This window comes from Shewanella violacea DSS12, from assembly GCF_000091325.1.
Classification (GTDB): Bacteria; Pseudomonadota; Gammaproteobacteria; order Enterobacterales; family Shewanellaceae; genus Shewanella; species Shewanella violacea.
Genome location: NC_014012.1, coordinates 1,414,307 through 1,440,647 on the forward strand (window position 1 = coordinate 1,414,307; position 26,341 = coordinate 1,440,647).

Below are 26,341 nucleotides of genomic sequence, written 5' to 3' on the forward strand. Positions count from 1 at the left end.
GAGCAGCAGATTACATGACCTAAGGGGGCAACACAATCACCTGGGACTTAATAATGTCTCTTCCGACCAGTTTGAGCGTACATCTGTACCATACGTTCATATTTTCTTACATATACAGTACAAGTCATGTTCAAAACGAAACCTGATCTAGGTCAAATAACCAGCATTAACTAAGGTTTATACTTACAATTAACTATTAAGCAGGATTGATTTTTAACGTTCACGTATTTTACTTTGGGTTAACCTTTGTTTGAAGGCAGCTCAAGAGGGCTTGTTATGGCGGAGTTTATCACCGAGCAGATCCGCAATCTTGCGGTGCTTGGACACACAGGGGCGGGAAAATCGACTCTGATCGAGGCCTTACTCTATCGGGCCAAGGCGATAAGCCAAAAGGGCAGGGTGGATAAGGGCACAAATCATGCTGATTTCACAGCCCAAGAACAAGCCCACCGCCACAGTCTCGAACCTTCCTTCTTAAACCTGGATTTTAATCACCATCATATCAACCTTATCGATACTCCAGGATTACCTGACCTGTTTGGAAGAGCCTTATTACCCCTGCCCGGTGTGGAGTCGGTTCTCTTAGTCATTAATGCCGGAATTGGTATAGAAACCTTGACCCATAGAGCATTCGAGGCGGCCAGAACTCAAGGAAAAGTGGTCTTGATTGCCATCAATCATATCGATGGCAACCAAGAAAAATTACCTGAGCTAGTTACCGATATACAAGCCAAGTTTGGCACTGGATGTCTGCCAGTTAACTTGCCCACAGCGAGTTTAGATGCTGTGGTGGATTGTTATTTACGCTGCGGGAATGAGCAGGCGGGTGAAAGTGGCATTGAGTCGCTGTTTCACTCGGCGCTTGCGGCGCGTGATGAGCTTGTTGATACCGTATTAGAGGAAGATGAAGCCCTAATGGAGCTTTATCTGGAGCAGGGGGAGCTCTTGACCCCAGAGCAGCTTCACGAACCATTAGAAACGGCGTTGAGGATGGGTCACCTAGTGCCAGTCTGTTTCACCAGCGCAGAAACGGACGTAGGCATAGATTCACTGCTTGAGGTGATTACTAAGCTGATGCCCAACCCATTAGAGGCCAATCCGCCTCAATTTTTCTGTGGGTTTGGTGATGCTATGAAGCCTGTAGATGTGACACCGAGCGCGAATCGTCATGTTTTAGCCCATGTATTTAGCGTCTCTATCGATCCCTTTTTTGGCCGCATCGCCGTGATAAAAATTCATCAAGGAAGCATCAATATCGGCATGAAGCTCTATATCGGTGAGGGGCGCAAGCCAGTTAAAATTACTCATCTATTTAAACTTCAAGGGGATAAACATCTTGGTGTACCACGCGCTGTGCCGGGAGACATCATTGCACTGGCTAAGATAGATGAACTCGAGGTTGGAGCCGTGCTTCACGATAGCCACGATGAGGACCAATTTCACTTGCCTGAAATGAAATTTCCTCAACCTATTTTTGGCTTGGCGGTTAGCCCTAAGCGTCGGGGCGATGAACATAAGATTGCTGAGGTACTACATAAGTTGGTGGTAGAAGATCCCAGTCTTAGTTTAGGTCACTCTAGCTTAGGCAGTAAGGATGCCGAGGGGCAGACAGTATTACAGGGCCAAGGTGAGCTTCATTTACAAATCGCTATGGAAAAAGCCCATGAGCTATTTCATGTGGATATGGATACAGAAAAACCTGCAGTCGCTTACCGAGAGACAGTCACTACCAGTGCAAAGATACGCTATCGTCATAAGAAACAATCTGGCGGTTCGGGTCAATTTGGCGAAGTGGAGATCTTGGTTGAACCTTTACCACGAGGCACAGGTTTTGAGTTTGTCAGTAAAGTGGTGGGTGGCTCGGTTCCGGGTCAATATATTCCTGCGGTAGAGAGGGGGATAAAAGAAGCCATGTTAAGTGGGGGGTTAGCAGGCTTTCCCATGCAAGATATCAGGGTGAGTCTGCTCGATGGCAAGCACCATAGTGTCGACTCTAAAGAGATAGCCTTCGTCATGGCGGGTAAGAGAGCCTTTATCGATGCCGTTAGTCAGGCGGCTCCAGTTATTCTAGAACCCATAGTCGAGATGCAAATATGTGTCGCGGCTGAGCAAGTGGGGGACATTACCGGCGATATCAGTGCACGTCGTGGCATGGTATGCGGCACAAATGCAATAAGTGAACAGAAAATAGAGGTGAGCGTCGAGGCGCCTTTAGCCTCAGTCGATGATTATTCAACACGGCTTAAGTCTATGACTGGCGGTGATGGTCAATTCTCCATGGCCTTTATTCGTTACGAAATTATTCCTGAACATATCCAAAATAATCTCATCAGTGAGCTTAAGTCGATAGCTTAGTTTATTTTATTTACTTAGTTCAGGGTTGTCTATTTTCCTTATGGATACCTCTGAGGGCTCCTATGCGTGATACGGTGCATACTGGCTTTAACCTTGCTCTTATTCCTGCTGTTATAGCTTATTGAAGAGCTGGTTATCGAGGTGACAGCCCTTATGTGATAGATGCTATGGCAAAACCTGATGTACCTGTGGTGTGTAGTAAGATTTGGTTATGGGGTTAAGCTTTTAGCTAGGCGCTATAAGTAACCGCCGTCAGGCGTGAAAATCATGCTGTCATCATGAGAGGATTTTAGTCTAGGAGTTTTACTCACAGCTCTCTTCGCTTGGTCTTGTTCTCGCGACTATCTTATCGCTCAAGCTTACTGTTCAAGTTATTGCTCAAGGCTGCTTTAAGGACATTAACTTTACTAAAGCTCGCTTGGCGTTAATCCGGAATCTAATACTATTCATTATTTGAGAACTTACTCACAAACAGCGTTATATATTTGGCTACAATAGTCGGAGCTAATAACATGCATAAAATATGAATGTTTAAAGAGGAGATCACAATGGCTATAGCAGGTGTTAGTTTTTTCAAAAAGAAAAATGTGGCAGAAAAAAGTCCCCAAACTGAGCTTGAGTCTATTCAAAGTTTGCAGCAAGACTCAGAGCAAGCGAATACAGATATTGAGGCAGACAAGAAGCCTAAACACGGTGAACCCGGCGTGTGCTGCGGTTCATGTTCATAATACCGAGAGGTATTAGTGTTCATCGAGACAAACATTAACATAAAAAAAGCCTCGATTTCTCGAGGCTTTTTAGTATCTCTCCCGCTTTTCCTTTGATAATATCGCTGAAGTTTATTCCTCTGTTTCGGAGCTAGTTTGAGCCCAGTCATTTCACCCAAGGCGTTAAGCCTAGGGAAACTTAGTCTTTTTTTCTGTCCACTCGAACATGAACTTTTAACATTTGAACAGGCTGACTCGATTAGACGTTGGCTACCCGAAGATGAGCTGACTAAGGTGTCGCGTTATATTCAGCTTTCGGATCGGGATAAAGGTCTGATGGTTCGTGGTTACCTTAGAGGCATATTGTCTCAAGTTGCCAATGGTTCCATAGCGAGCAATAGTCATGTGCATTGTGAGAACCAGAGTGAAGATATTAGCCCCTGGGAATGGCGTTTCGAGTACGGTACTAAAGGTAAGCCTCGTTTAATTGATGAGCAAAGAGCAAAGACTGGCATCGAGTTTAATATCAGCCATAGCGGCGGTTGGATGTTGGTAGCCGTGATTAAACAAGCACAGGGTGAACCTGTATTAGAATTAGGTGTGGATATTGAGCGTTATCGGCAAAGTACTAATATTTATCCTATTTTGAATAATTACTTCACTCAAAATGAGTCAGATGCATTACTTAGTTTGCCCGAGGACAAGCACAGAGATCGCTTCTTCGACCTGTGGGCACTCAAAGAATCTTATATTAAGGCAAAGGGATTGGGTTTGGCCCTGTCACTAAAATCTTTTAGCTTCGACTTTACCAAGATGAAGGCAAAAGAGTTAGCTGCTAACATCGAAGGTGAGTCGGCTAAAATCTTGAACTTGTTTGAGGGGATAGGGCTTAATCTTCAGCGTGGTGAGTCGATAAAATCTCTAGATTCCTGGTCTGTCTTGTTTGGAAACCTTAATCAAGATTATCGATTTGCCGTGAGTGTAGGCCCAGTTGATAGCCTAAGTGTAGTGACCCATAGAATCAATTTAGCTAAACTGGTATCAAGTACTTTTTAAGTTTGTGATAAATAAAAAGAGCAGAATGACTATTGTCAGTTCTGCTCTTAATCTAGTTATTTGTCTTAGTATTTAGCCTGCAATGTTAACCATAGCTTGTCAGTATCATTGGAGAAGCCGTAACCCTCGTCTGCACCACTGAAACTGGCATATTTCACGCCGACATCATAGTGCTTAGCAAATGGATAGGTTGCCGCTATGCCCCATTCTTTACCCATATCGATATCACCGTAGTCAGAATCAAACTTTTGGTACTTGGCCAGTAGTTTTAGCCCAGCAACTTTTGCTGTGAGTATCACATGGGCATCTACGAGACCCTTCTCCCAGTTTCCCATGCCGCCAAAGAGAAATTTATCTGTCCAGCCATTGAAGGCATGCAGTGTTGCCAGTGGTGTGATAAAACCAGCCTTGCCGTCATCTGAGCCTAAGACTTCGTAACCTATTTTGGCACCTAAGCCTTCGAAACCAATTCCTGCACCTAACTTGTAATAATTAGCGCTATAACTTGTGGGGTTATCCCCGCCCTCAGACTGCTGAGCATATTCTGCTTCATAGCTGAGCTTGATGGCATCAAGTTTGAGTTTTCCTGTTGCTCGAATACCGTAAGTGTCGCTTGAGAAGGCGGCAACGTCTATGTTATCAATCAGGTAGACATAGCCAGTGATATTGGCCATCTCACTGGCTTTATAGTTTATGTTAAGCAGGTTGGTTTCATTCTTATGCTCATCTTTGCCTGAGTCTTCAGAGAAGATACGGTTTACGTTATTTATATAAGAATAGTAAGCGGTGAGATTTTCAATGGCGGTATTGGTGACCGAGAAGGCGTCATAAGTTTGCTCATTCTGACGGAAGCCTACGCCACCGACGAATCTTTGATTATCCAGTAATATCCGCTGACGACCATATTTGACTAATGTTTCAGCCGGGCCTCGATAGCCGATGAATGCCTGATTGATCTGAGTGTATTCATAATCGCCTATGAGTGTTTCATTATCGGTAGAGCGTACATCATCGATTTCAGTCAGTGCAAACAGCTTGTAGATATCACCAGTTTGATAGGTTAAACGAGTACGTAATGTGGTTTGATGCTGATCATCGAGTGTATCTACATCGACATCTTCGTAGCGTAAACGGAACTCTAGATTAATTTTTGAATCGTCGATAAAAGCTTTCTTTAAGGGGTCTATGCTGTCGGCTGCAACAGCAGAGGCTGAAAGAGAAGCTAAAACGGCTAAGGTAAGTGCATGAATTTTCATTGTGTGGCCTTTATGTTTTATTATTGCTTTGTGACTGTTATAGATGTGAATCTATATGAGTTGTTTGATCTAAAACAAAGTTATTCGAGGATTTTTGTTCTAGGGGCAATAAGTGTGATGCAGATCAACTTGGAATACCTAAAAATACCTAGCCTGAAAGTAATATTTTGATTTGGTTATTGAAATCGAGAAGGAGAGAAGGTGAACTTGCTTAAGAGGAAAAAGGGACTCATAGAGCCCCTTTTACAGGTATAGGAACCAGATTTCTATACCTGAGTTATTTAGTGCTGTTGGTAAAAGTGCGCATCAACTTCATCGCCTTTGGCTGGACGAGGCACAATCTCAAAATTCGTGTCAAATTCAATCGAGGCCGCTTTGAGCTTCTCAAGTACCTTTACATCACCTTGGATTGTAGCTTTCCCTGCCTTTGTTAGGGCTGCAAGTGTTGTTTTACCCAGTAGTATCTGTGTTATATCAGACTTATTCACAGTCAAAGTGGCGTCTGCAGCTTTAACTTTAGTAACTAATCCATTGTTAAGGTTACCGTTGGACATCTCCACAAAGTGAATTTCGTTTAGATCTGATATGACAATATTTATGGTAAATGGCGTATGCTGAGCAATACTCGAGTCCACTTTTACCGCCATAAAATCTAGCAGGTTGGTGATGGACATCTCGGCAATGATATCGTCAGAAGCACTTTTAGGTGTACCAGGTAAGCTGCCGACTCTCAACTCTTGTGCCCCCGTTAGATAGGTATTACGCCAGCCCATGGTTTCTGATTGATAGCCAAGTTGCTCATAGGTATCGGCAAGTAGAGTACGCGCTTGTTTGTTATCAGGCTCAGCCATTACAAGCTTATTTAGCACAGTTGCCACAAAACGATATTCACCTTGTTTAAAGTCAACTTGTGCTTTGCTAACAACTGCGTCTGCGCCGCCCATATATTCAACAAATTTAACCGATTCTGGCTTGGTTTGCAGCGGGTTTAGGTTTGCAGGGTTCATGTCGAAGTAACCCAAATACATGTTGTAAACCGCACGGGCATTGTGGCTGTAAGAGCCATGATAGCCATTGGTGTGCCAAGCTTGTTGAATCGACTCAGGCAGTACTTTTACTATCTCATCACCGATATCTTGCATCACCACGCCTTGATTCGCTAGGCGTAGCGACTGGTTATGCACGAAACCATAATTATCGCGTTGAAGTTTCATAAAATCATTAATCTGCTCATTCCCCCAGATTGGTGATGAGTGTGAACCAAATAGTGTCGTAATTTCACCACCCCAGGCGTTGATCATTTCGTTAATATCTTTTGACCATTTAAGCGAGTCACGTACTTTAGCACCGCGCAGGGTATAGATATTATGCATGCCGTGATACATCATCTCCCCACTCCATAGGGCTTTCATACTTGGAATGTAGGTGGCCATGCCTGCTGGCGCTTCCGTGCCGGCAGTATCGATAAACACCATTTCTAGGCCATCAATCTTTATGGTTTCAAACTTGCCTTTATGGTTTAGTTCATAATCTGGAATAACATAGGTGATCTCACCTTTAGAAAGCGCCTTACCTAGGCCTGCATCGACAATACCGTGATCGTTTGCACCTAAAGTAGCCCCGTATTGGTAGGCAGTACGGCGAGACATTGCATTACCAGCAAGTACATTTTCATCGATAGTCTCTTTTGTGATCCCTTTTGCGCCATAGACCTTCACTTTGGGGAACATCTCCTGGATTGCACGTGCACCACCGAAGTGATCTGCATGGGAGTGGGAGTAGATCATGGCTACAATGGGTAGCTCCTTTCCTTCTGGTACCTTGCTAAAGAAGAAGTCTGTTGAGGTCTTAGCAGCTTCTTTAGTTAGCAATACATCGTAGACAATCCAGCCGCTGTCGGAGCGGATAAAGGTGATGTTTGATAGGTCTGTGCCTCGAACCTGATAGATCCCTTCGCGAACTTTATATAGGCCAGCTGCTGTCATGTTTACCTGGGCTTGACGATACAGAGATGGGTTCACTGTGTCTGCGACGCTCTGTTGATCGATAAACTCATAATCATCGAACATGATTGCCGCAGAAGCCCTGTCTAGAGGTGCAATAAGGCCGCGCTGATTATTTTCAAATGCTTGCTTGTTGTCCCAATCCAGAGTAGCTGAAAATGCTTTATTAGCATTAAGAGTCGCTCTAGTTGCTGCCTTGCCATTAACATTGAGATCTCCATGAACATGGTCATGCTGCGCAGCCTGAACATACATTGGGAAGGCATTTAGTGACAGTGCTGTAACGATTGATATAGTGAGCAGTGATGTTTTCATAGGTGTCCCCTATCAAGGTAAGCTGGTGTCAGTTGCCTTATCTATCTCAGCAACTGGAGTGTTTCTAACTGATGGGCTTAGTCTATAGAGCTTGAATCAATAAATAATTAGGGTTAACTTTGAAGTTAATATTTATATTGTAAATATTACCGCTTAGTTTATAGACCTATAATGGAATGATATGCCACAACAAAAACAGTTCGATCTCAATCTCTTACGCGTATTTGTTACTGTATGTAGAACTGCTTCTTTCAGCCGTGCAGCTGAGGAGCTAGATTTGACTCAGTCATCGGTGAGCAATGCTATTGCCCGCCTTAAACGAACTGTGGGGGAGGAACTATTTATTCGTATCGGGCGCGGTGTTAAACCTACCTCGGCAGCATTAACTCTGTATGAGCAGTTTGCAGGACCCCTTGCAGACATTGAACAGACTTTGTTGGGCTTAGATAGATTTGACCCAAAATCCAGTCAACGCACGTTTTATATCTACGCTAATGAAACCATGATTGGCTTATTACATCGGGCTGCAGAACAACTGCTGAAATCAACGGGTATCAATCTGATATTTCGAGAGACGCCTGTGCAGGAGCAGCAATTACAACTGGATCTTCAACTTGAAAGGGTAGATTTAGCGATAGATATGATTAAGCCTGCTCTCGCATCTTTTACGAGTCAGGAGGTGATGGCCGATAAAATTGTCTGCGTAATAAGAAAAGGGCATCCGAGAATATCTGGTTCTATTACCCGTGAGCAATACTTTGCTGAGAGACATATTGTTCTTAATATGAAGCGGGCTAACTTGAGTGTGATTGATCTGCTTACTGACGAGGTGCTACCCGTAAGGGATATGTATTCGGAGCAAGCATCGTTACTCGCCATGCTGGCAACAGCCTCAAAAAGCGATGCTATTACTCTGTCATCCAACTCCTATGCAAAACAGTATGCTGAGATGTTTGGTCTGCAGGTGCTGCCACTGCCCTTTGAGGTAAACCCTGTCATATATAATATGGTGTGGAGCAGTAAATTAACCCGCAACCCAGCTAATATTTGGCTAAGAGATACCTTATTAACCTTGTTTGAGTCTATGGCATCCAATTGAAATTAACTCAATATAATGATTGCCCTTGTCATCTCAAGTGAGATTGTGGCCTTGAAGGTGAGGATAAATATGGGCACAGCATAAGCCGCTTAATAGCATGCTTTGCTTAACTTTTAGTGATAAATACCACTAAACGCTTTCATATTATCTCTAGTTTTGTTCGTTGCTTACCAAGTTTTTAATCGATGCTAGAAAATAAAAAGATGAGCAATGGCTCATCTTTTTACTATTAGAATCTTAATATTCTCAGTTTATTGTCTGGCTAAACGGTGACTCTCGGGGGGATTTTCAAAGTCACTACGATAGGGGTTGATATCTAAACCGCCACGTCGTGTATAGCGGGCGTATACGGTGAGTTTTGTGCAATTGCAGAAACGTTTCAGATCGACAAAAATACGCTCGATACACTGCTCATGAAACTCATTGTGCTGGCGGAATGAGATCAGATACCTGAGTAGCTTTTCTCTATCTATTTTGGGACCCTGATAGCGGATCATCACACTGCCCCAATCGGGCTGAGAGGTGATTAAGCAATTAGATTTAAGCAGGTTAGAGTTAAGCGTTTCGGCAACGACCGCTTTCTCATCCGTACTGTTTTCAAGATATAGAGGGTTAAAATTGTAGTCATCAACTTCTATATCAAGATCGTCGATACAGGTTCCTGGAAGTTCAACTATTCGTTGGCTAGCGAACTGTTTAGGTTCAAATATTTTAACGCTGATCTCACCGACTGCGCACTTTGACAAATCTTGGGTCAAGGTGGTCTTTACTTGCTCTATATTGTCGAATTTGGTTTGATTGAAACTATTGAGATAGAGCTTGAATGACTTAGATTCAATTAAGTTCTCACTATCGAAGCTAAGGTGGAACTCGGCTATAGCAACGACTGGCTTGCCCTTGGCATTGAGCCAAGACAGTTCATAACCTGTCCAAATATCTGTGCCATGAAAAGGTAAACTTTCATTGAGTTTGATTGCATCACGATTCAGTTTACGCGGGACCCCTTGAAGTAAAGATGCGTCATACTCGGCCTGATAGCCCGTCGCTTTACCCAGTGTTAAGTCGCGGAGTGCTTCGGCATCCGTATAGGGATCATGAACTTGTGTCATCAATAGATATTCCATGTCAAAATAGACGCATATTATACTCAAAATTTGGACTTCTGCTAAGTGTCTTCTTTACCTGCTTTAGATAATTTATTTAAAATATATCAGCTTGCCTATTTCGAAAAGCTAGGTGAGTTGCCACGTTACTACCCTAGAGGCGAAGGATCTACTTGTATTGAGGGTGAGTATGAACCCAGTAATTACCATGAGTCGGATGAGGAAGTCTCTGTATGTTGGAAGCCGGTAACTAGGCCAGAACCTGGATCTTTTTCTAATATTGAGACTGCCTTGGAGCTTGAGTTCGGCCCTGACATAGATGCGTTTTTTGGCGAATATTTCTCAGCACCTCTACTGTTTAATTGTGAATGGGGGCAAGGGGAGCTGCTACAGGTGTGGAATCAGACAGATTTCGAATATTTGCAGCAGAATATTATTGGCCACTTGATGATGAAGAAGAAATTAAAGCAAGCACCTACCTGGTTTATCGGCGTGTTAGGTGACGGTGATAATATGCTGACAGTAGATATTAGCGATGGCAGCGTCTGGATTGAGATCCCAGGTGAGGCACCATCTGAAAAATTAGCAGACAGCCTAAATGAGTTCATTAGCCAGCTCACTCCCAGGGTTGCGCCTCCAGAGCTTCATATCGAGGAGTCTATGCCTGAGTTGGATCATCCTGGGATCTGGAATCGAATTAAGTTGATGTGGCGCAACCTGCGTGGCAAGTAACAAGATATTATGGACGAGTTCCTAGGACCCTAGGAACTCGTAGCTTTTTCTAAAGATGATCCCAAGAGATATTTGACACTATTCGGCACTTGTCACAACGGAAGTGGAACATGTCTAATAATGCTTCATCCAGTAGCCAATCTTTATTACCGCAGCGAGGGCAGGGGCGAGCTTTCTCGCTGGTTAGATTATCTCCGCCAACGCGGTAGAGGTAATAGTAGGTTGGAATTTTGGTTAAGTATTCGATGCGACCTCTTAGATCCCAGCCTCGGCGAAATAGATCACTCGACGTAGAAGTTAACTCCTCTAATGCTGCAAACTCGGCTTTAGTTGCTGCTGCCATTTGCAATTCGTCACAGGCTTGCCATTCCGTTTGCCAGCGAATGATGCGTTTATGATCGCCATTGTAGGTTGCCGGCAGCTGATAGAGTGGGATTGGCTGTAAGGTATCACCGTTTCGTACCGGAGAGCACATGTGTACATAGCTGGTATAAACCAGTTGCCAGCTGGGTGTTTCAGAGCTGCTGACTTCTGAATTGATATCTTGGCCTATGTATTTCTCTCTAGGAGCTAACAATTTAGCATCCGTTAGCTCGCAGAGCGCACGCTCAACCCATGGGCTATTAAATCGTTTCGCTAAACTGCTTTTCTCTGGCATCAATAGCCTGACTCTGAACTCTCCATCCTTGAATGCCACGGCGAATTCTCGGCCTAAAACTTGACCATTGGCCCTATAGGCTTCGAGTAAACCATTAATTGTTTTTTCGGCTGCGGTAATGGTGGTGTTGTCAAAACATTCGAATCTTAATTCAACCACATGCATTATTTTTGCGCCTTAGATTTATCGTTTTCAAGTTTCTCTAACCGTGTATTAAGATTTTGGTAGGCCTGTTTTAATTGAGCCAGTTCTGTTTTTAATTGGTTAAATTCGGAATTATCTTCATCAAGAATTGCTGCTGTGTGCAATTCATTAAGACTCGGGATTTTCTCTACTGAGTCGGTGTCCATTGCTTTAAACTGCTGCAGCCCCTGGATCAGTATTGGCATAGGTATACCGTTGCCAAGTTTTGTTTTGATCAGTGCCAGGCTAGGTTTCTTTCCCGAAATCATTAGTAATTTTGCCGCGGCCAATACTTGTTCTAGTGGGTTCATACTTGGTTAATTATCTCAGCTATTTAGTAAATATGACCAATTAACTTGTTTGTCGATTTGTTTATACAATTGATCTACAAGTGTATTTCAAGTTGGCCTACTCTTTGCTTTATCTACAAGCATCTATAATAAAGAAACTGGAAGTCATAGTGAAAACAAATTTAATTGGTTTGGCATTTATTGGAGTCACAAGTTTAAGCTTATCTGGCTGCGTACTCAATATTGGTGACGGCGAATCTGGGTGGCATGGTCAAGAAGGTTGGGAAGAAACTCAAGATTTAAACCGTGTGAGTCTGGCTAGTTTGAGTCTGGGTATGACAAGAGAACAAGTGACTGTTTTGATGGGCAGAGCCGATTTTAATGAAGCTTATATTGAGAAAGACAAAGAGGTTCATGTGCTTTTTTATCGTACACAGCGTATCAAGGGCGATGGAAAAACCACAAAAGATGAATGTACTCCTGTGGTTATTAGCAATAATGCCGTTATAGGCTGGGGCAATATGGCCTACAAAAATATCTCATTCTAAACTTCACTACCTAAGTTGGGTGTCTAAATGATCGATTAACTCAGACCATTGGGCATCCTCTTCAATTGATTCTTTTAAAAAACTCTTCTGGGAATCATTCCAAAAATCAGCCTGACAGAGCAGAACGTTTGCCGGTACCGTATGGTTCGCAATAAATGTGGCGATACTCTGTTCGCTATTATCTAATCCTAGCTGATCAAAAAGATGACTAAGATCTTGAGGTGTAGTGTCCATATATTGGCTTCCTATTGCATAGCACTGGTGGCTTAAATATTAGTATGGATCAAACTTGGTGATTTTGATGGATAAATAGTGAATTGTTATTAATATTTACACGCTTTAACTTGCTTGCTACATTGGAGGCTAGTTGATTTCGCTCAAGAGGTAACTTAAAGCTATGGCAACAGATAATCAAATATTAGAAAGCTATCGAGCGGTATACCTGACAGCTGAAGATCTTCGAGTGGCGGCTTCGATTCTTTACAACGCGTATCACGACGACCCTTTTTTTATTGAATCGTTCCACTCTGGTGATCTTGCCATGTATGAGCAAAAGCTTAGAGGGGCTATCAGAGAGGAGTTAAATGAATTATGGCAACAAGAGCAGACGTTAATTGGCTTATTTGAGGGGGAGCGAATGCTTGGGGTTGCCTGCATTGTGTCTCAGCTACTGCCTCTTGGGGAGTCACGGTATTGGCATTGGCGGCTAAAGATGCTTATCAGTACTGGTTGGCAATCGACACAAGCCTTGATAAAAAAAGAAACCTGTTTATTAGAGCACTTGCCTAGTCCGAATTGTGGCATTTTGCAATTTATTGCTGTGTCGCCCATAGAACAGAAAAAAGGCTTGGGTAGTCAGTTAGTACAAGCGGTTTTGAGTTGGTGTGATGAACAGCCAGAAATGGATGGTGTTGGTGTTTTTGCCAGTGAGCATAAACATGTTCACTTATTCAGCCAACATGGTTTCTCTGTTCTAGAGACTCTCTTTATTGGTAAAGTTGAGGGGGAGTTACTGTTTTATCGTGGGCAAGATAATAAGTAAGCTAAAGTAGAACAATGTTTGTAGGGAGCTTAAGAGTGGGGCGGAGCCTAATGAATACCGATCGTTTCAAGAGTCTTATATTTTTATCTTGCGGAGTAAAGATCCATTTTATCGAATTTCACATTATATAAGCAGCATCCTAGGTGCTGCCTATTCTCTGTTTGAGTTTTTTTAGAAGTAATCATAAATTGTTTATTTTGTACTGACAACTAGCCTCTGGTTTCACTTGCTTGAATCATTTTATCCTTCGAACTCATCCTTCGAACTCATCCTCTGTCTAGGTCTTTCTGCAGTAATTCTCAATGGCTTATTTTTACTGACCACTAGAGTTTCTGGTTTTACTTACTTGAGTCATTACCCCTTCGCTCTGTCCTCAGTTTACTTCACAAATAATCTAATTATGTGAAGTGAATTTTGACTAAGGCCTCTGTGAGATATCTCTTACATCTATGTGGGATAAAGTTGTACATATTAGACTCTCTATAAAGGAGTTGTTGATTATAGGTTTTAAATCAATCAGTTACGGAGTGATTGTGCTTGTTGTATTTATGAGTGCGAATTATTTTTTATTATGGCTCGAGTATATAACTGTTATTGCGATTATCATTCTTATTAAGTTAATAACAATGAATGTAGAGATTTCAGGATGAAATCGAATCTGTTATTAGATAGCTGTTAAGGGATTTAATTAGCAATTTAATAGCCAGAATAGCGGTTATACCGCTCACATTTCAAAGTGAATAATTGGTCTAGTTTTGAATGTCGATATCATGGATAGATTAAAGGATAACTCTCGGAATGAGAGAAGGATACACTCAAGGATTGAGTCTGATTTGGTATATGGATGACCAAATAAAGGGATGCAAGATCTAAAGGGATGTTGAGTTAACACTAGGTGTGGCTGGATGCATTTGGATAACCTAAGGATTAGGTGGTTCTGATATAGGGATATTCAGGAAAAAGGATTTAGTTGCGATCTTGAGTCTATGACTTGGATTGCGACAGGGAAATGAAAGGACCCAGGGAAGAGAAAGGAAGCTAGACAATCAAGGATGATGCAGGGAGCATTTAAGTTAGCAGGATTGCTAAATAGTATTAAGTATCGGGCACGCCTAATGGTGTGCCCTTTATTTTTTGCGTGGATCATGAGTCAAGTTGATATTTGAGATGATGTACAGATATGGCATCACAAACATTTTTCTCTTTATCTTTATTTGCTTCAGTTTGTGTAAGAGATATCTCACAAGAGCGTAGGACATGAGAATTATGTCGTCCTAATTATGCCCTGATAACGTTAGTGAACTCTTTTAAAACAATGAGTTATATTATTTGAGAGTGATTAATCTTAGTTGCTTTCAATCCTAGCGCTTAGTATTTGACCATTACAATTATCAAGATCACCTAAAATTTAACTCGTACAAGGAAATGTATAAAGTGAATGGATATCCTGATCAGGAAGATCAATAGCGACAGAGGAAGGTCGCAGAAGGGAATCAATCATGGATGAGACGCTCTAGGATTGAGTATCCCATTCAACAGGAAGAATTATCCAGGATGGAAAGTTTGTAGTCTGGAGGACTGCATACAGGGAATGTACTGAAAGGAATCAACAAGGAAGGCTTTTAAGGACACGTTCATGGAATGAGTCAGCCCGGTTAATGGATTATCGGGTAAATGGAATAAAGATGGATCTACAAGGATGGATTTAAAGGACACACTCAAGGAATGAGTCAGCCCGGTTAATGGATTATCGGGTAAATGGAATAAAGATGGATCTACAAGGATGGATTTAAAGGACACACTCAAGGAATGAGTCAGCCCGGTTAATGGATTATCGGGTAAATGGAATAAAGATGGAGCTACAAGGATGGATTTTAAGGACACACTCAAGGAATGAGTCAGCCTGATTAATGGATTATCGGGTAAATGGAATAAAGATGGATCTTCAAGGATGGATTTTAGGGACACGCTCATGGAATGAGTCAGCCTGATTAATGGATTATCGGGTAAATGGAATAAAGATGGAACTACAAGGATGGATTTAAAGGACACACTCAAGGAATGAGTCAGCCCGGTTAATGGATTATCGGGTAAATGGAATAAAGATGGAGCTACAAGGATGGATTTAAAGGACACGCTCATGGATTGAGTCAGCCCGGTTAATGGATTATCGGGTAAATGGAATAAAGATGGAACTACAAGGATGGATTTTAAGGACACGCTCATGGATTGAGTCAGCCCGGTTAATGGATTATCGGGTAAATGGAATAAAGATGGAGCTACAAGGATGGATTTTAAGGACACACTCAAGGAATGAGTTATCTCGGTTAATGGATTACCGAGTAAATGGAGAAGTAACAGTGGATATTTATATCCGCTGATACAGGGAATAAAAAGGGAATTCACGGATGATGCAAGGAGCACATTGAACGCATGGATGGTGCAGGGAGCACAATAAATAGCAGGATAGCTTAACAAAAGAGACAAGAAGCGCGGCTTGCAGAAGTCGCGCTTTTCTTTTTATTGGTTTTGGTGTGATGCTTACCTTACAGCCTTACAGCCTTACAGCCTTACAGCCTTACAGCTATTTACACTTACCTGTATTACAGCTGCCTCGAGAGCCACAGCTTCCGCCTACCGACCCACGAGATTCTGGAGCATCGAGCCATTCAGGTTCTGGGAAAATGGGCCACTGAACCTTCTGCACCTTTTTACCATGCATCCATATTTGAGCTTGGTACTGATTGATACCATCGGTACTAAACTCCAGGATATATTTAGCCTTCCATGTGAGTCCGCTACTGCCACCTAGACTGGGCCTAGCCGACTCCATAGCAATGGCAAGTAGCTGTACTTTTTGTTTATGGCATTCTCTTTGGGCAAATAGACGACTGATTTCCGCCATCTGTCTTAATTGCCAAAAAAATGCAGCAACGACAACGAGCGCAACGATAAGTAAAAAATCTGTCATCATGATTTTATGACCTTAAATAATCCACCGATAGCCGATGCTAATCGTGGGCTTCTATTTGGATTACGTAGTTCAGCGAGGATCTGTGTTCGCAAACTTGGTATCGCAACAATATCGGCAAAAATTTGATTGAAGAAATGTTGCTCTTGACCCGCCAGAGCTTCTAAGAAAATAGTGCGGGTGTGATCATGTTTGAGTACAGTCCAATTTCTAGCCGCTATGGTGATCAAGGCTTCTGCATCGAGTATACCTTGCTCCTGGATATGTGAAATTGCTTGCTGGGTTAATTCTTGATTCGATGCTAATGCACGTAAAAAATAGAGCTTATTCTGCTTATCGGTATTTAGAAGTTGTTCAAAAACTCTGTCGGCAAGGCTCTTGTTGAGAGTGAGATGCTCTAAACATTGGCATAAGGCAATTTGAACTTCAATCGAGCTGTGGTCAAAGCTATTAATAAGTTGCTCTTGATGATCGAGCTCGTTAGCTCTCACACTGATATCGGCAATCCCTTGTAGACCGACTTGTTGCCACTTATCGGCAGCGACTTGTCCGGAGAGATATTGATACGCATACTCGTATTGAGCAGAGGCTTTACCATTGAGCTGCTTTCTCACTAGGGCATTAAACACTGCTAGTTTTTCTGCCGATGGTGTAAAAGCGAAAGGATGATTGGCGAGTTTCTGTTGCTCAGCTTCGGTTAAGTCTTTAGTTGGATCTCGGCCTAAAGCTTCTACTATCATCTTGATGAATTGGGTTCTGGGTGCGGGGGAAAGTAATCCGCGTTCATCTAATGGTAATTTTAGAAACCAGATATAATGTTGCTGGCTCGCATCCCAAAATACGATTGCAAACTGAGCATGTCCCTGAATTGGGTAGGGATAAGGAGATGCCAGGTTCTCGAATTGGTTAAATGCCAGCATATCTATGCTCTGCACTCTTCTGCCCATATCATAGACTTGAAACTGAGTATTTGCTGTCGATAAAAACTGGCTAAGGGTGGTGATTTCTGTCATTTTTCTGCCGTAACATTGAGATCCATAATCTAATGGCGACTAGTATAGGGTGAAGTGGGTTGAGATGGTATTATTGTCGGCTAAATAAACAGGCCTCAAAATAGAGAAGCGGACATTGTTCGGCCTAAGGCCGACTTACTGCTAAGAGTAAGGTTATTACGTGTTGTATTTAAAAACGACCCAGAAGCTAGAAGAGTTAGAAGCAGAATTAAAACGCCGTTCTTTATGGAGCCCACAAGCACCCTCAGTAGAAGCCATGGCCGATACCTCTCCTTTTAGCTGTGAGTCCATGGCTTTTGAAAACTGGGTGCAGTTTATTTTTCTTCCTAAAATGCGTGCTTTGATTGCCGATAGGCAAGTGTTACCCAGCAATATCGCCGTTGCGCCTATGGCACATCATGTATGGAATGATATAAAAGAGCGGCACACATTAATAAACATTTTTGATGAATTGGATAAACTCCTCAGTGAAGCAAGATAAAGAAGACAAACAAGTGAGTGATATGACTCAGTGTAAACTCACAGACGATAATCTGGTTGGCGAAGAGACGATTGAAGAGACGCCTCCTGAGATTGAAATTTTATTTGAAGATGATGACATAGTTGCGATTCATAAACCTGCGGGCTTACTCGTTCACAGGTCCTACTTGGCGCGTAGAGAACGTTTTTTTGCGATGCAATTAACCCGAGATAAAGTCGGTTGCCATGTGTTTCCAGTTCACCGACTCGATAGGCCAACCTCTGGAGTATTGCTATTTGCTAAGAGCTGTGAAATGGCAAATGCGTTATGCGTGCAATTTGCAGATAAGACCATTGAAAAGCATTATCTCGCTATCGTACGGGGCAATATGCACGAAGCGGCTACCTTAGATTATCCATTGAAGGTAGAGCTCGATGATTTGGGTGATAAAGATGTAAATCAGGATAAACCGGCTCAAGATGCAGTGACCAGTTACCAACCATTGCTAAATACAGAGATCCCTTTTACTTCGGGTCGTTATGCTTCCAGTCGTTATGCTCTGGTAAAGCTAAGTCCTCATACTGGGCGTAAGCATCAGTTGAGACGTCATATGGCGCATCTTAGACACCCAATACTAGGTGATACAACACACGGTGATGGTAAGCAGAATAAGTTTTTCAGGGAGCATTTTTCGGTAAACAGGCTTTGGCTTATTGCCAAGCAACTCACTTTCAATCACCCCAGAACGGGAGAGCGTATGATTATTGAAACTGAGTTAGAGCAGCAATGGTTCGACCTATTCAAGGGTTTAGGTTGGGACGAAGAGGCCTTGGGATCAGGCACTTCATATTTGTTAGCTTAGCCAGTTTTATCCACGGGGAGCACTAGATCATCAGGTGTGGTGAGATCGCCTTCTTGGACATGTTCAGTAAGGCTATAAGGAAGGGCGTTTGTAGTCTGTTGTGATGTGAAATAACGCATGCGCCTGATATGCGCAGAGCGGTGAATATGCTTTATGTGCTTACGTCTGCTGGAGTGGTGCATCTTAAGGCCCTTGAAGATTCAAGCTAATAAGTTGGCATGAAGCTATCAATAAAGTATGTTTGAAGTATAAAACTAATTTAAACCTAGGGCGATCTGAAACATGAAAAAAGTGAATTTGGTTTTTGGGACCGTCTATGGAAACGCGCAGTTTGTTGCCGAGACCCTCTTTGGAGTACTTAAGGGAGAGGGGAGGCAAGTGTCGCTTTTGATGCATGATCAACTAGACAGTTTTGTTCCTCCACAAGATGAGCTGTTATTAGTGATTTGTTCCACCACGGGTCAAGGTGACGTGCCGGAAGATATACAGCCCTGGTTTGAACATTTGAAAACAACAGCGCCCTATATGCCTGAATTGAAATATGGGGTGATAGCCTTAGGCGATTCCAGTTATGATACTTTTTGTGGCGCTGGGGTTAAGTTTGATGAACTGCTTACAGAATGTGGCGCTAAACGCATAGGTGAAGTGTTGAAAATCGATGCATGTGAAACAATGGAACCTGAAGTTGAAGCCAAGGCATGGCTGCAAGGTTGGAACGCATTAATAGATACGGAAATCCTTGCCTAAAAAAGCATAATCAATGCCTTTGAACTGTGAAGATAACATCTTAGATTTGAAGGTATGTTTGATTCGTATTAGGGCCCAGCCTAAATAAATCAGACAAACTCAATAAGTTCAGGTTAGCGCTACCGACCTCCATGAGAATACTTAATATTGACTTTAGATTTATAAATTAGCTTAGGATTTAAAGGGGTAATGATGGAAAGAAAAGTCTTGATAACGGATTGTGCCGATGCGCAGGGCCTCATTGCTAAGATAACTGGGGTTTGCTTTAAGCATCAACTCAATATCGTTAAAAATAGTGAGTTTGTCGACAATGCTCAGGGACGCTTCTTTATGCGGACTGAGCTTGAAGGCGTGTTTGATGACTCACTGATCTTATCTGACTTGAATCAAGTCCTGCCTCATTCGAGCCATGTTAAACTGGTGAGTTTAGGTAAGAAGCGTATTGTGATCATGGTGACTAAAGAGGCCCATTGTCTCGGTGATATTTTAATGAAGGCTTACTATGGTGGGCTCGATGTTGAAATAGCTGGGATAATTGGAAATTATGAGACTCTCAAACCTCTAGCCGATAAGTTTAATATTCCATTTCATTTTATTCCCCATCAAGATATCACCCGCCTAGATCATGAGGCTATTATCAATGACCTGATTGAAAAATATGCTCCTGATTATGTTGTGCTGGCTAAGTTTATGCGGATTTTAACCCCGGAGTTTGTTGAGAGGTATCCTAATCGCATCATCAATATTCATCATTCGTTTCTGCCAGCGTTTATTGGTGCTTCACCCTATCGTCAAGCTTGGGAGAGAGGGGTGAAAATCATTGGTGCAACGGCGCATTTTGTGAATAACTGTTTAGATGAAGGCCCCATCATCAAACAAGATGTTATACCTGTTGATCATAGTTTTAGTGCCGAAGACTTAGCTAAGAACGGACGCGATGTAGAGAAGAGTGTATTGAGTAAGGCACTGCAGCTGGTATTACATGAAGAAGTTATCGTGTATGGAAATAAAACAGTGGTATTTTAAATTACATTGTCACATAGAGTTTAAAGGCGCAGCAGCGCCTTTAAATTATTAGCCAATATTAAATGGGGTTTTAAAAAGTCACGGGTAATACTTTAGGGCTTGTGTTATTCATTACTAAATCTGTTATTGATGTTTCTCCTTTAACAAAAGGGGCTATTTTTTTTGCGATACGATTAGCGCCATTGGAAATGGCAAACTCATGAAAACTTTCGCCATTGCAGACTAACCTTGGAAATATTCTGCGTTTGTTGATTTTATTTTCCATCATGGTTTTATTGAATTTATATATATTATCTGACATTGCTGTCTTGCAGACCTTTATAAGCGTCTGTTCTATATTTGGATCCATTGCGGCAGTTGCATTGAATGCAAGTGAAGTAAATATCAATACCGTCAGTGTCATTACTTTTTTCATCTTTCGCTCCTAGCGTTACGGGGGGAGGGGGAATACTTGAACAATTCACTTGTTATGTTTGATTGGTATATTAAAGCGGATATTTATGGATATATCTGTATTGCATTTGTATCTAAGTGTATCCAAATATAAATAGTGATTCAGGAGGTTTCATAAGGTTACAAATAATTCTCAATGATTACTTTTGGTTATTTGTAATTCTATATTGTTATATATGACAGTTACGATATTTTCACAATTAGTTGTTTTTGATTTAATACTCTGGTTAGTTGGGTTTATAAAGTTATTGCATTAATAGTTTTTAGGTGAGACTCATTTATAATGAGTAATAAAAAGAGCCAGTAAAGGCTCTTTAAAATAGAATTGATATAAAATATTAACGTTAATAGTTAACCGCCATTATTTCATCCGAACTATAGGTCATTGCAATATCTTTAATTGTCACTGTGCCTCTAATATAGGGGGAGATCTTACCTGCGGTTTTATCTGCCCCATGGCTCAAAGCAAATTGATGGAAGCTTTCACCATTACAGACTAAACGTGGAAAAATTCTTTGCTTGTTAATTCGGTAGCTCTTCATAGTATCTCTAAATTTATAGAGGCTATTGCTGGCGCCGGCTTTACATACGGCCACAAGAGTGTTTTCCATATGAGTCGACATGGCAGCCGAAACAGAAAATGCCATTGGAGACAGTGCAAATACTGCGATAACGAGTAGTTTTTTCATGGATTAATCCTAGCGTCTTTTTCTTTGGGCTTGTTATGATTTAAGCTGGTTTCTGCTAGGTTTGCCGTAAGGTATATACAGATAAATGTATCAAAATGTGGTTTCGGAAACAGAGTGTTTCCCTGAGTAACAATTTGTGTTTTGAGAGCATATGGCATAAAAAATCCCACCAAAAGTGGGATTTTTAGGATCGTAATCTTATCTATCTGCAAAGGTGACTAGCAGAGTAAACGGGCTAGTTCTAGTCAACAATTCTCAGTAGTTCATTGATACCGACTTTACCGCGAGTCTTGGCATCGACTTTCTTAACTATGATGGCTGCGTATAGGTTATATTTGCCACATTTTGAAGGTAAGGTACCCGATACTACAACAGAACCCGCTGGGACCCGTCCATAGTGGACCTCGCCAGTTTCACGATCATAGATACGTGTGCTCTGACCCAGGTAGACACCCATAGAGATCACGCTGCCTTCTTCGACGATTACGCCTTCAACCACTTCCGAGCGTGCACCGATGAAACAGTTATCTTCGATGATAGTTGGACCCGCTTGTAATGGCTCTAATACCCCTCCAATACCCACGCCGCCAGATAGGTGGACATTCTTGCCAATCTGAGCACATGAACCGACTGTGGCCCAGGTATCGACCATAGTGCCTTCACCAACATAGGCGCCTAGGTTGACGTAAGAAGGCATCAATACGGTATTCTTGCCGATGAAAGAGCCTTTACGTACTGTTGCAGGTGGCACGACACGGATAGCTTCTTCTTTGAAGCGAGCTTCGTCATAATCGGCAAATTTCATTGGGACTTTATCGAAGTACTTAGTCTCTCCGCCATCGATAACTGCGTTATCGAAAATTCTAAATGAGAGCAATACGGCTTTCTTCAACCACTGGTGTACGTGCCATTGGCCATCAATCTTCTCAGCGACTCTGACTTCACCTTTATCAAGCATGTTAATCACACGTTCAACATCTGCACGTATACTTGCATCTACTGTGCTAGGGCTGATCTCTGCGCGAGCTTCAAAAGCCGCCTCTATGCGTTGGCGTAAAGCCTCCATTTACTTCTCCAAAATAAGTTAATAAGTGAATATTGTGTTAATAAAAGTGAATATTTATATTCTTGAGTTAATTCTGTTGTGGTCGGTCGAGAGCTTGGGTTAAGTTTTCGCTTAGCTCCGCCTGTTGGATCTGACTCAAGTGTTCTCCATCGGCGTTTTGTAGCATGAAAAAGTCCTCTGCACGCTCGCCTATGGTAGTAATCTTCGCGGCCATCAGCTTAATGTTACAGCGATATAATATATCGCCGACTTTGGCTAATAAACCAGGAGTATCTAAGGTTATCAGCTCCATCATACTGGTTCCATGACGGCGCGATGGCAAGAAACTCACCTGAGTCCAAACCTTAAATTGCTTCATTTTACGAGGGAGCTTCTTAAATTTAGGTAATTTAGGTGTGTCACCACTAAGGGCTTTCACCAGTGCCTTTTTAATCCCTTGAATGCGAGCTATCTGCGCAACAGGGCTCCCATCCTGCTCTAAAATGACAAAAGAATCCAGCGCATAATTATCTTTTGAGGTCATGATGCTAGCATCATGTACATTGATATTTTTATTGTCGAGCAAGGTCATCACAGTGGCAAACAGTTTAGGTTTATCCTGCCCATAGACAAACAGCTCGGTGCCGCCTCTGGTAGTGTGCTTGGAGAGCAGGACTAAGGGTTCATCATGTTTGTGCTTAATGATCGCTTCTGAGTGCCAAGCTATCTGATTTGGCTGATGACGGAGAAAGTAATCGGCTTTAAATCTTTGCCATAAGGCATCCAAACTTTTCTCTTTAATGCCTCGTCTGAGCAGCTCTTTCTTGGCTTTAGCTTGATGTTCCCTAACTCGAGCCCTAATGTCGACGGGTTTTTCTTTGCCTCTGGCTAACACCCTCTGGGTGGAAAAGTAGAGATCCCGCAGCAAAGAGCCTTTCCAGTTGTTCCATGTTTTCTCATTGGTGGCACAGATATCGGCCACAGTAAGGCAGTAAAGATAGCTGAGGTGAACCGCATCACGGACTTTATCGGCAAATTCGGCTACCACATCGGGATCGGAAATATCACGACGTTGAGCCGTGATCGACATCACCAGATGGTTTTCGACCAGCCAGGAAACGAGTCTTCCATCGTGATCATTGAGGCCGTGAAATTTACAGAAGTCCCTCGCATCTACGGCGCCTAATTTACTGTGATCGCCGCCTCTCCCTTTAGCAATATCGTGAAAGATAGCGGCTAAAACCAGTAAGCCTTTCTTGGGGAGTTGATTGATCAGCACTGAACCTAGAGGAAACTCCTCTTTCTGCTGGGGGTGAGAGAAGCGTTCTATGTTCTGTAGTAGCCTATGAGTATGTTCATCGACCGTATAGGCATGAAAGAGATCGAACTGCATCTGCCCTTCGATATTTCGCCATGCTGGCAGGTAGGCTGATAATACACCGTGACGATGCATCAAAGACAGAGATGCAATGCCTCTGGGGTGTCTGAGTATCTCTAAAAAAACTTCTCTACAATCGGCATGGTTCATCAGGGGTTGGGATTGCTGACGTCTGGAGCTGCGCAGGCTTCTCAATGTCGGTGCATATATTCCCTTGATGTTAGAGTTTTTTGCCACAAGAAGAAAAAGCTTCATGATTTCTACGGGCTGCGTGAAAATATCTGAGGTCAAGGATTCGATATAGGTGCCGCGTAGTTGATAATCACTATCTATCTTCTTTATTTCCAGAGCCTTGGTATGGCCAAGCGTGGCACGCTTAAACAGTTGTAATAGCATCTGGTTAAGCTCCATCACACGTCTGACTGTGCGATAGTAGCGTTTCATCATCTGCTCGACACCGAGCTGGGTTGAGTCTTCGTAGCCCATAAGATCGGCGACTTGGCGTTGAAGGTCGAATAAGAGTCGGTTTTCATCTCTGCCAGATATGAGATGCAGGGCAAACCTGAGTTCCCACAGGAAATACTGGCATTCCAGCAGCTCCTCCAGCTCATCTTTGTCGAGAAAACCGTGTTCGACTAGGTCTTCAGCCTTGGCTGCATCGAAGTGCCTCATTGCCACCCAAGCGACAGTATGTATGTCTCTAAGTCCCCCAGGGCAAGTCTTAAGGTTAGGTTCTAGATCGAATGCGCTAGCCCTAGCATGACGGGCAATCTGCTCGTCTCGTTTGGCGATAAAAAAATCACTGGCCGGCCAAAAATTATCTCGGCGAATACTCAGGTATAGAGATTGATATAGCGCCATAGGGCCGCATAATAATCTGGCTTCTAACAAGTTAGTCACCACAGTGACATCATGGCGACCTTGCTCTAAGGTTTGTGCCACACTTCGTACACTATGTCCTACTTCTAGACCAGCATCCCATAGAAAGGCGATATATTGACTGAGAGCAGCTTCCGATTCGGGACATAAATCTGATTCGATTAGAAAAAGTAGGTCAACATCGGAATGAGGGTGCAACTCGGCTCGTCCATATCCGCCAACGGCAATGAGTGCGATGGCGAATTTGTCGAGACCGTGGCTCTGCCACTCTTGTTGCAGTATCGAATCGACAAACTGACTACGTTGAGCGACGAGTTGTTTGATGGGGTCTTTGTTACGGAAGCGAGTCAGTAGTTCATCATTTTGATCGAACAGTGCCACCTTGGCAATTTGAGCCGATTCAATGGTCATAGAATTCCCTTAATCCCCAAACTAGCTATTTGAGCAAACAAAAAGTACCAATTAATTTAATTGGTACTTTTACTGAAGAGCTTGATAGTTATCAGTGATTGATAATTCTTGGGAAATCTTCCTCTGAGCGCAGAGTCAGGACTTCAACACCAGTCTTGGTGATGAGTAAGGTATGTTCCCATTGGGCAGAATTCTTACCATCGGCAGTGGTGACAGTCCAGTTGTCATCCTTATCTAAGATACAAGCATGACGACCGGCATTTATCATGGGTTCAATAGTGAAACACATGCCGGGTCTCAATACGGTTTTATCGTTATTTTTGTAATGCATGACCTGAGGCTCTTCGTGAAAACCAGCACCTATGCCGTGACCACAATAATCTTTAACTATGGTGTATTTTACCAGACCGCTTTTCTTGGTCTTGATAAACTTCTCGACTATAGTGCCAATTTCACCCAATTTCATACCCGGGCGAACCTTACGTATGCTGGCATATAAGCTTTCTTGAGCGATACGGCACAAACGCAAATCTTTAGGGTTGGCCTCACCAATTAAAAACATCTTAGACGTATCGCCATGGAAACCGTCTTTGATCACGGTAATGTCGATATTGATGATGTCACCATCTTTCAAGGCTCGGTCGCTGGGGATACCATGGCAGACCACCTCATTGATAGAGGTGCAGATAGACTTGGGGTAGCCATGATAATTGAGAGGGGCCGATATCGCACCATTGTCTTGGGTAAATTTGGCACAGATATCATCAAGCTCATTTGTGGTGACGCCAGCTTTAATGAAGGGGCCCACCATCTCTAAGACTTCGGCAGCCAGCTTGCCAGCAGCACGCATTTTTTCTATCTCTTCGGCAGTCTTTATCACTATACTCATTTAGCTATCTCTCGTGTCTCATTATATGAGGGTTTAGGTACGCATTTTATCAGAGGAAAACACTGGGAAAATTTGTGTTCTCGGTCCTAATATGGTATAAAGCGCGCCGTTATGTTTGACTCTAATCTCATCTTTGGTGGTGTGAAGATACTCACTATTCAATGTAATAGT

At 42.6% G+C, this 26,341-nt stretch carries 26 protein-coding genes; 11 read left to right on the forward strand and 15 right to left on the reverse strand.

The features are described from left to right. The first annotated feature begins 276 nt into the window (after positions 1–276). The 3 genes from fusA (at position 277) to SVI_RS05635 (ending at position 4,118) form a co-directional block, all read left to right on the forward strand. Entirely contained in the window at positions 277–2,355 is a 2,079-nt protein-coding gene (gene fusA / locus SVI_RS05625; RefSeq protein ID WP_013050486.1) for an elongation factor G, read from the forward strand. Positions 2,356–2,903: 548 nt separating this feature from the next. Beyond that, a complete protein-coding gene (locus SVI_RS05630; RefSeq protein WP_013050487.1) occupies positions 2,904–3,083 on the forward strand; it encodes a CCGSCS motif protein in 180 nt (59 codons plus the stop codon). 135 nt (positions 3,084–3,218) lie between these two features. Continuing rightward, positions 3,219–4,118, forward strand: coding sequence for a 4'-phosphopantetheinyl transferase family protein (locus SVI_RS05635; RefSeq protein WP_013050488.1), 900 nt, complete (start codon positions 3,219–3,221; stop codon positions 4,116–4,118). Between the two features lie 65 nt (positions 4,119–4,183). Here SVI_RS05635 and SVI_RS05640 read toward each other — a convergent pair whose 3' ends face one another. Both SVI_RS05640 and SVI_RS05650 read right to left on the reverse strand, forming a co-directional pair. Then, the gene (locus SVI_RS05640; RefSeq protein ID WP_013050489.1) at positions 4,184–5,374 is read right to left on the reverse strand and encodes an alginate export family protein; all 1,191 of its coding nucleotides are present in this window, start codon (positions 5,372–5,374) and stop codon (positions 4,184–4,186) included. Positions 5,375–5,655: 281 nt separating this feature from the next. Beyond that, entirely contained in the window at positions 5,656–7,692 is a 2,037-nt protein-coding gene (locus tag SVI_RS05650) for an alkyl/aryl-sulfatase (RefSeq protein ID WP_041419728.1), read from the reverse strand. 181 nt (positions 7,693–7,873) lie between these two features. Between SVI_RS05650 and SVI_RS05655 the strand changes: the two genes are divergently transcribed. After that, positions 7,874–8,791 (forward strand): LysR family transcriptional regulator, encoded by a 918-nt coding sequence (locus SVI_RS05655; RefSeq protein ID WP_013050492.1) that lies wholly within the window; start codon positions 7,874–7,876, stop codon positions 8,789–8,791. Between the two features lie 251 nt (positions 8,792–9,042). On the opposite strand, the gene queF is transcribed toward SVI_RS05655, so the two are convergent. Next, the gene (queF, locus tag SVI_RS05660; RefSeq protein WP_013050493.1) at positions 9,043–9,900 is read right to left on the reverse strand and encodes an NADPH-dependent 7-cyano-7-deazaguanine reductase QueF; all 858 of its coding nucleotides are present in this window, start codon (positions 9,898–9,900) and stop codon (positions 9,043–9,045) included. Between the two features lie 60 nt (positions 9,901–9,960). Here queF and syd point away from each other — a divergent pair, with 60 nt between their 5' ends. Beyond that, complete coding sequence (gene syd / locus SVI_RS05665) at positions 9,961–10,626, forward strand: SecY-interacting protein (protein ID WP_013050494.1); 666 nt, start codon at positions 9,961–9,963, stop codon at positions 10,624–10,626. A gap of 49 nt (positions 10,627–10,675) precedes the next feature. Here syd and SVI_RS05670 read toward each other — a convergent pair whose 3' ends face one another. After that, the gene (locus SVI_RS05670) at positions 10,676–11,449 is read right to left on the reverse strand and encodes a Zn-ribbon-containing protein (RefSeq protein ID WP_013050495.1); all 774 of its coding nucleotides are present in this window, start codon (positions 11,447–11,449) and stop codon (positions 10,676–10,678) included. Beyond that, positions 11,449–11,778 carry a hypothetical protein gene (locus SVI_RS05675; protein WP_013050496.1) on the reverse strand — a complete coding sequence of 110 codons (330 nt, stop codon included), beginning with the start codon at positions 11,776–11,778 and terminating at the stop codon, positions 11,449–11,451. Before SVI_RS05675 ends, SVI_RS05670 begins: the two co-directional genes overlap by 1 nt. Positions 11,779–11,927: 149 nt before the next feature. On the opposite strand from SVI_RS05675, the gene SVI_RS05680 reads away from it, so the two are divergent. Further along, entirely contained in the window at positions 11,928–12,305 is a 378-nt protein-coding gene (locus SVI_RS05680; RefSeq protein WP_049791158.1) for a DUF3192 domain-containing protein, read from the forward strand. A 6-nt stretch (positions 12,306–12,311) separates the two neighbouring features. On the opposite strand, the gene SVI_RS05685 is transcribed toward SVI_RS05680, so the two are convergent. Further along, on the reverse strand, positions 12,312–12,539 hold the full coding sequence (locus SVI_RS05685) for a DUF2789 domain-containing protein (protein ID WP_013050498.1): 228 nt from the start codon (positions 12,537–12,539) through the stop codon (positions 12,312–12,314). Between the two features lie 163 nt (positions 12,540–12,702). Here SVI_RS05685 and SVI_RS05690 point away from each other — a divergent pair, with 163 nt between their 5' ends. Then, positions 12,703–13,347: a GNAT family N-acetyltransferase gene (locus SVI_RS05690; RefSeq protein WP_013050499.1), complete on the forward strand. Its 645-nt coding sequence runs from the start codon at positions 12,703–12,705 to the stop codon at positions 13,345–13,347. A 1,545-nt stretch (positions 13,348–14,892) separates the two neighbouring features. On the opposite strand, the gene SVI_RS21395 is transcribed toward SVI_RS05690, so the two are convergent. The 3 genes from SVI_RS21395 to SVI_RS05705 form a co-directional block, all read right to left on the reverse strand. After that, complete coding sequence (locus SVI_RS21395) at positions 14,893–15,753, reverse strand: hypothetical protein (RefSeq protein WP_157608660.1); 861 nt, start codon at positions 15,751–15,753, stop codon at positions 14,893–14,895. A gap of 178 nt (positions 15,754–15,931) precedes the next feature. Continuing rightward, positions 15,932–16,321: a DUF3301 domain-containing protein gene (locus SVI_RS05700; RefSeq protein ID WP_041419730.1), complete on the reverse strand. Its 390-nt coding sequence runs from the start codon at positions 16,319–16,321 to the stop codon at positions 15,932–15,934. Further along, entirely contained in the window at positions 16,318–17,331 is a 1,014-nt protein-coding gene (locus tag SVI_RS05705; RefSeq protein ID WP_013050504.1) for a DUF3549 family protein, read from the reverse strand. Before SVI_RS05705 ends, SVI_RS05700 begins: the two co-directional genes overlap by 4 nt. 160 nt (positions 17,332–17,491) lie before the next feature. On the opposite strand from SVI_RS05705, the gene SVI_RS05710 reads away from it, so the two are divergent. Together SVI_RS05710 and truC are read left to right on the forward strand one after the other, a co-directional pair. Next, positions 17,492–17,812: a YqcC family protein gene (locus SVI_RS05710; protein ID WP_041419731.1), complete on the forward strand. Its 321-nt coding sequence runs from the start codon at positions 17,492–17,494 to the stop codon at positions 17,810–17,812. A gap of 22 nt (positions 17,813–17,834) precedes the next feature. Beyond that, on the forward strand, positions 17,835–18,653 hold the full coding sequence (gene truC / locus SVI_RS05715) for a tRNA pseudouridine(65) synthase TruC (protein ID WP_041420230.1): 819 nt from the start codon (positions 17,835–17,837) through the stop codon (positions 18,651–18,653). Here the strand turns inward: truC and SVI_RS05720 are convergent. Next, positions 18,650–18,835, reverse strand: a complete 186-nt coding sequence (locus SVI_RS05720; RefSeq protein ID WP_041419732.1) for a hypothetical protein — start codon at positions 18,833–18,835, stop codon at positions 18,650–18,652. The two genes, truC and SVI_RS05720, sit on opposite strands and share 4 nt — an antisense overlap. A 100-nt stretch (positions 18,836–18,935) precedes the next feature. Between SVI_RS05720 and SVI_RS05725 the strand changes: the two genes are divergently transcribed. Both SVI_RS05725 and purU read left to right on the forward strand, forming a co-directional pair. Next, positions 18,936–19,400 carry a flavodoxin gene (locus tag SVI_RS05725; RefSeq protein WP_013050507.1) on the forward strand — a complete coding sequence of 155 codons (465 nt, stop codon included), beginning with the start codon at positions 18,936–18,938 and terminating at the stop codon, positions 19,398–19,400. Positions 19,401–19,592: 192 nt separating this feature from the next. Next, complete coding sequence (purU, locus tag SVI_RS05730) at positions 19,593–20,426, forward strand: formyltetrahydrofolate deformylase (RefSeq protein ID WP_013050508.1); 834 nt, start codon at positions 19,593–19,595, stop codon at positions 20,424–20,426. 70 nt (positions 20,427–20,496) lie between these two features. Here the strand turns inward: purU and SVI_RS05735 are convergent, their stop codons facing one another. The 5 genes from SVI_RS05735 to map form a co-directional block, all read right to left on the reverse strand. Continuing rightward, positions 20,497–20,841, reverse strand: a complete 345-nt coding sequence (locus SVI_RS05735) for a DUF3718 domain-containing protein (RefSeq protein ID WP_013050509.1) — start codon at positions 20,839–20,841, stop codon at positions 20,497–20,499. A 382-nt stretch (positions 20,842–21,223) separates the two neighbouring features. After that, positions 21,224–21,568 carry a DUF3718 domain-containing protein gene (locus SVI_RS05740; RefSeq protein ID WP_013050510.1) on the reverse strand — a complete coding sequence of 115 codons (345 nt, stop codon included), beginning with the start codon at positions 21,566–21,568 and terminating at the stop codon, positions 21,224–21,226. A gap of 241 nt (positions 21,569–21,809) precedes the next feature. Then, complete coding sequence (gene dapD / locus SVI_RS05745) at positions 21,810–22,634, reverse strand: 2,3,4,5-tetrahydropyridine-2,6-dicarboxylate N-succinyltransferase (RefSeq protein WP_013050511.1); 825 nt, start codon at positions 22,632–22,634, stop codon at positions 21,810–21,812. 67 nt (positions 22,635–22,701) lie between these two features. After that, positions 22,702–25,275: a bifunctional uridylyltransferase/uridylyl-removing protein GlnD gene (gene glnD / locus SVI_RS05750; protein ID WP_172634455.1), complete on the reverse strand. Its 2,574-nt coding sequence runs from the start codon at positions 25,273–25,275 to the stop codon at positions 22,702–22,704. Between the two features lie 97 nt (positions 25,276–25,372). Continuing rightward, positions 25,373–26,170 carry a type I methionyl aminopeptidase gene (gene map / locus SVI_RS05755; RefSeq protein ID WP_013050513.1) on the reverse strand — a complete coding sequence of 266 codons (798 nt, stop codon included), beginning with the start codon at positions 26,168–26,170 and terminating at the stop codon, positions 25,373–25,375. Between the last annotated feature and the right edge of the window lie 171 nt (positions 26,171–26,341).

Excerpts from the sequence above, each read along its gene's own strand:
- SVI_RS05670 (WP_013050495.1), bottom strand. The coding sequence starts at position 11,449 with ATGCATGTGGTTGAATTAAGATTCGAATGTTTTGACAACACCACCATT.
- truC (WP_041420230.1), top strand. The coding sequence starts at position 17,835 with ATGACTCAGTGTAAACTCACAGACGATAATCTGGTTGGCGAAGAGACG.
- SVI_RS05725 (WP_013050507.1), top strand. The coding sequence starts at position 18,936 with ATGAAAAAAGTGAATTTGGTTTTTGGGACCGTCTATGGAAACGCGCAG.
- SVI_RS05690 (WP_013050499.1), top strand. The coding sequence starts at position 12,703 with ATGGCAACAGATAATCAAATATTAGAAAGCTATCGAGCGGTATACCTG.
- fusA (WP_013050486.1), top strand. The coding sequence starts at position 277 with ATGGCGGAGTTTATCACCGAGCAGATCCGCAATCTTGCGGTGCTTGGA.
- queF (WP_013050493.1), bottom strand. The coding sequence starts at position 9,900 with ATGACACAAGTTCATGATCCCTATACGGATGCCGAAGCACTCCGCGAC.
- SVI_RS05655 (WP_013050492.1), top strand. The coding sequence starts at position 7,874 with ATGCCACAACAAAAACAGTTCGATCTCAATCTCTTACGCGTATTTGTT.
- purU (WP_013050508.1), top strand. The coding sequence starts at position 19,593 with ATGGAAAGAAAAGTCTTGATAACGGATTGTGCCGATGCGCAGGGCCTC.
- SVI_RS05685 (WP_013050498.1), bottom strand. The coding sequence starts at position 12,539 with ATGGACACTACACCTCAAGATCTTAGTCATCTTTTTGATCAGCTAGGA.
- SVI_RS05740 (WP_013050510.1), bottom strand. The coding sequence starts at position 21,568 with ATGAAAAAACTACTCGTTATCGCAGTATTTGCACTGTCTCCAATGGCA.
- SVI_RS05630 (WP_013050487.1), top strand. The coding sequence starts at position 2,904 with ATGGCTATAGCAGGTGTTAGTTTTTTCAAAAAGAAAAATGTGGCAGAA.
- SVI_RS05735 (WP_013050509.1), bottom strand. The coding sequence starts at position 20,841 with ATGAAAAAAGTAATGACACTGACGGTATTGATATTTACTTCACTTGCA.
- SVI_RS05650 (WP_041419728.1), bottom strand. The coding sequence starts at position 7,692 with ATGAAAACATCACTGCTCACTATATCAATCGTTACAGCACTGTCACTA.
- map (WP_013050513.1), bottom strand. The coding sequence starts at position 26,170 with ATGAGTATAGTGATAAAGACTGCCGAAGAGATAGAAAAAATGCGTGCT.
- SVI_RS05700 (WP_041419730.1), bottom strand. The coding sequence starts at position 16,321 with ATGATGACAGATTTTTTACTTATCGTTGCGCTCGTTGTCGTTGCTGCA.
- dapD (WP_013050511.1), bottom strand. The coding sequence starts at position 22,634 with ATGGAGGCTTTACGCCAACGCATAGAGGCGGCTTTTGAAGCTCGCGCA.
- SVI_RS05640 (WP_013050489.1), bottom strand. The coding sequence starts at position 5,374 with ATGAAAATTCATGCACTTACCTTAGCCGTTTTAGCTTCTCTTTCAGCC.
- SVI_RS05720 (WP_041419732.1), bottom strand. The coding sequence starts at position 18,835 with ATGCACCACTCCAGCAGACGTAAGCACATAAAGCATATTCACCGCTCT.
- SVI_RS05675 (WP_013050496.1), bottom strand. The coding sequence starts at position 11,778 with ATGAACCCACTAGAACAAGTATTGGCCGCGGCAAAATTACTAATGATT.
- SVI_RS05705 (WP_013050504.1), bottom strand. The coding sequence starts at position 17,331 with ATGACAGAAATCACCACCCTTAGCCAGTTTTTATCGACAGCAAATACT.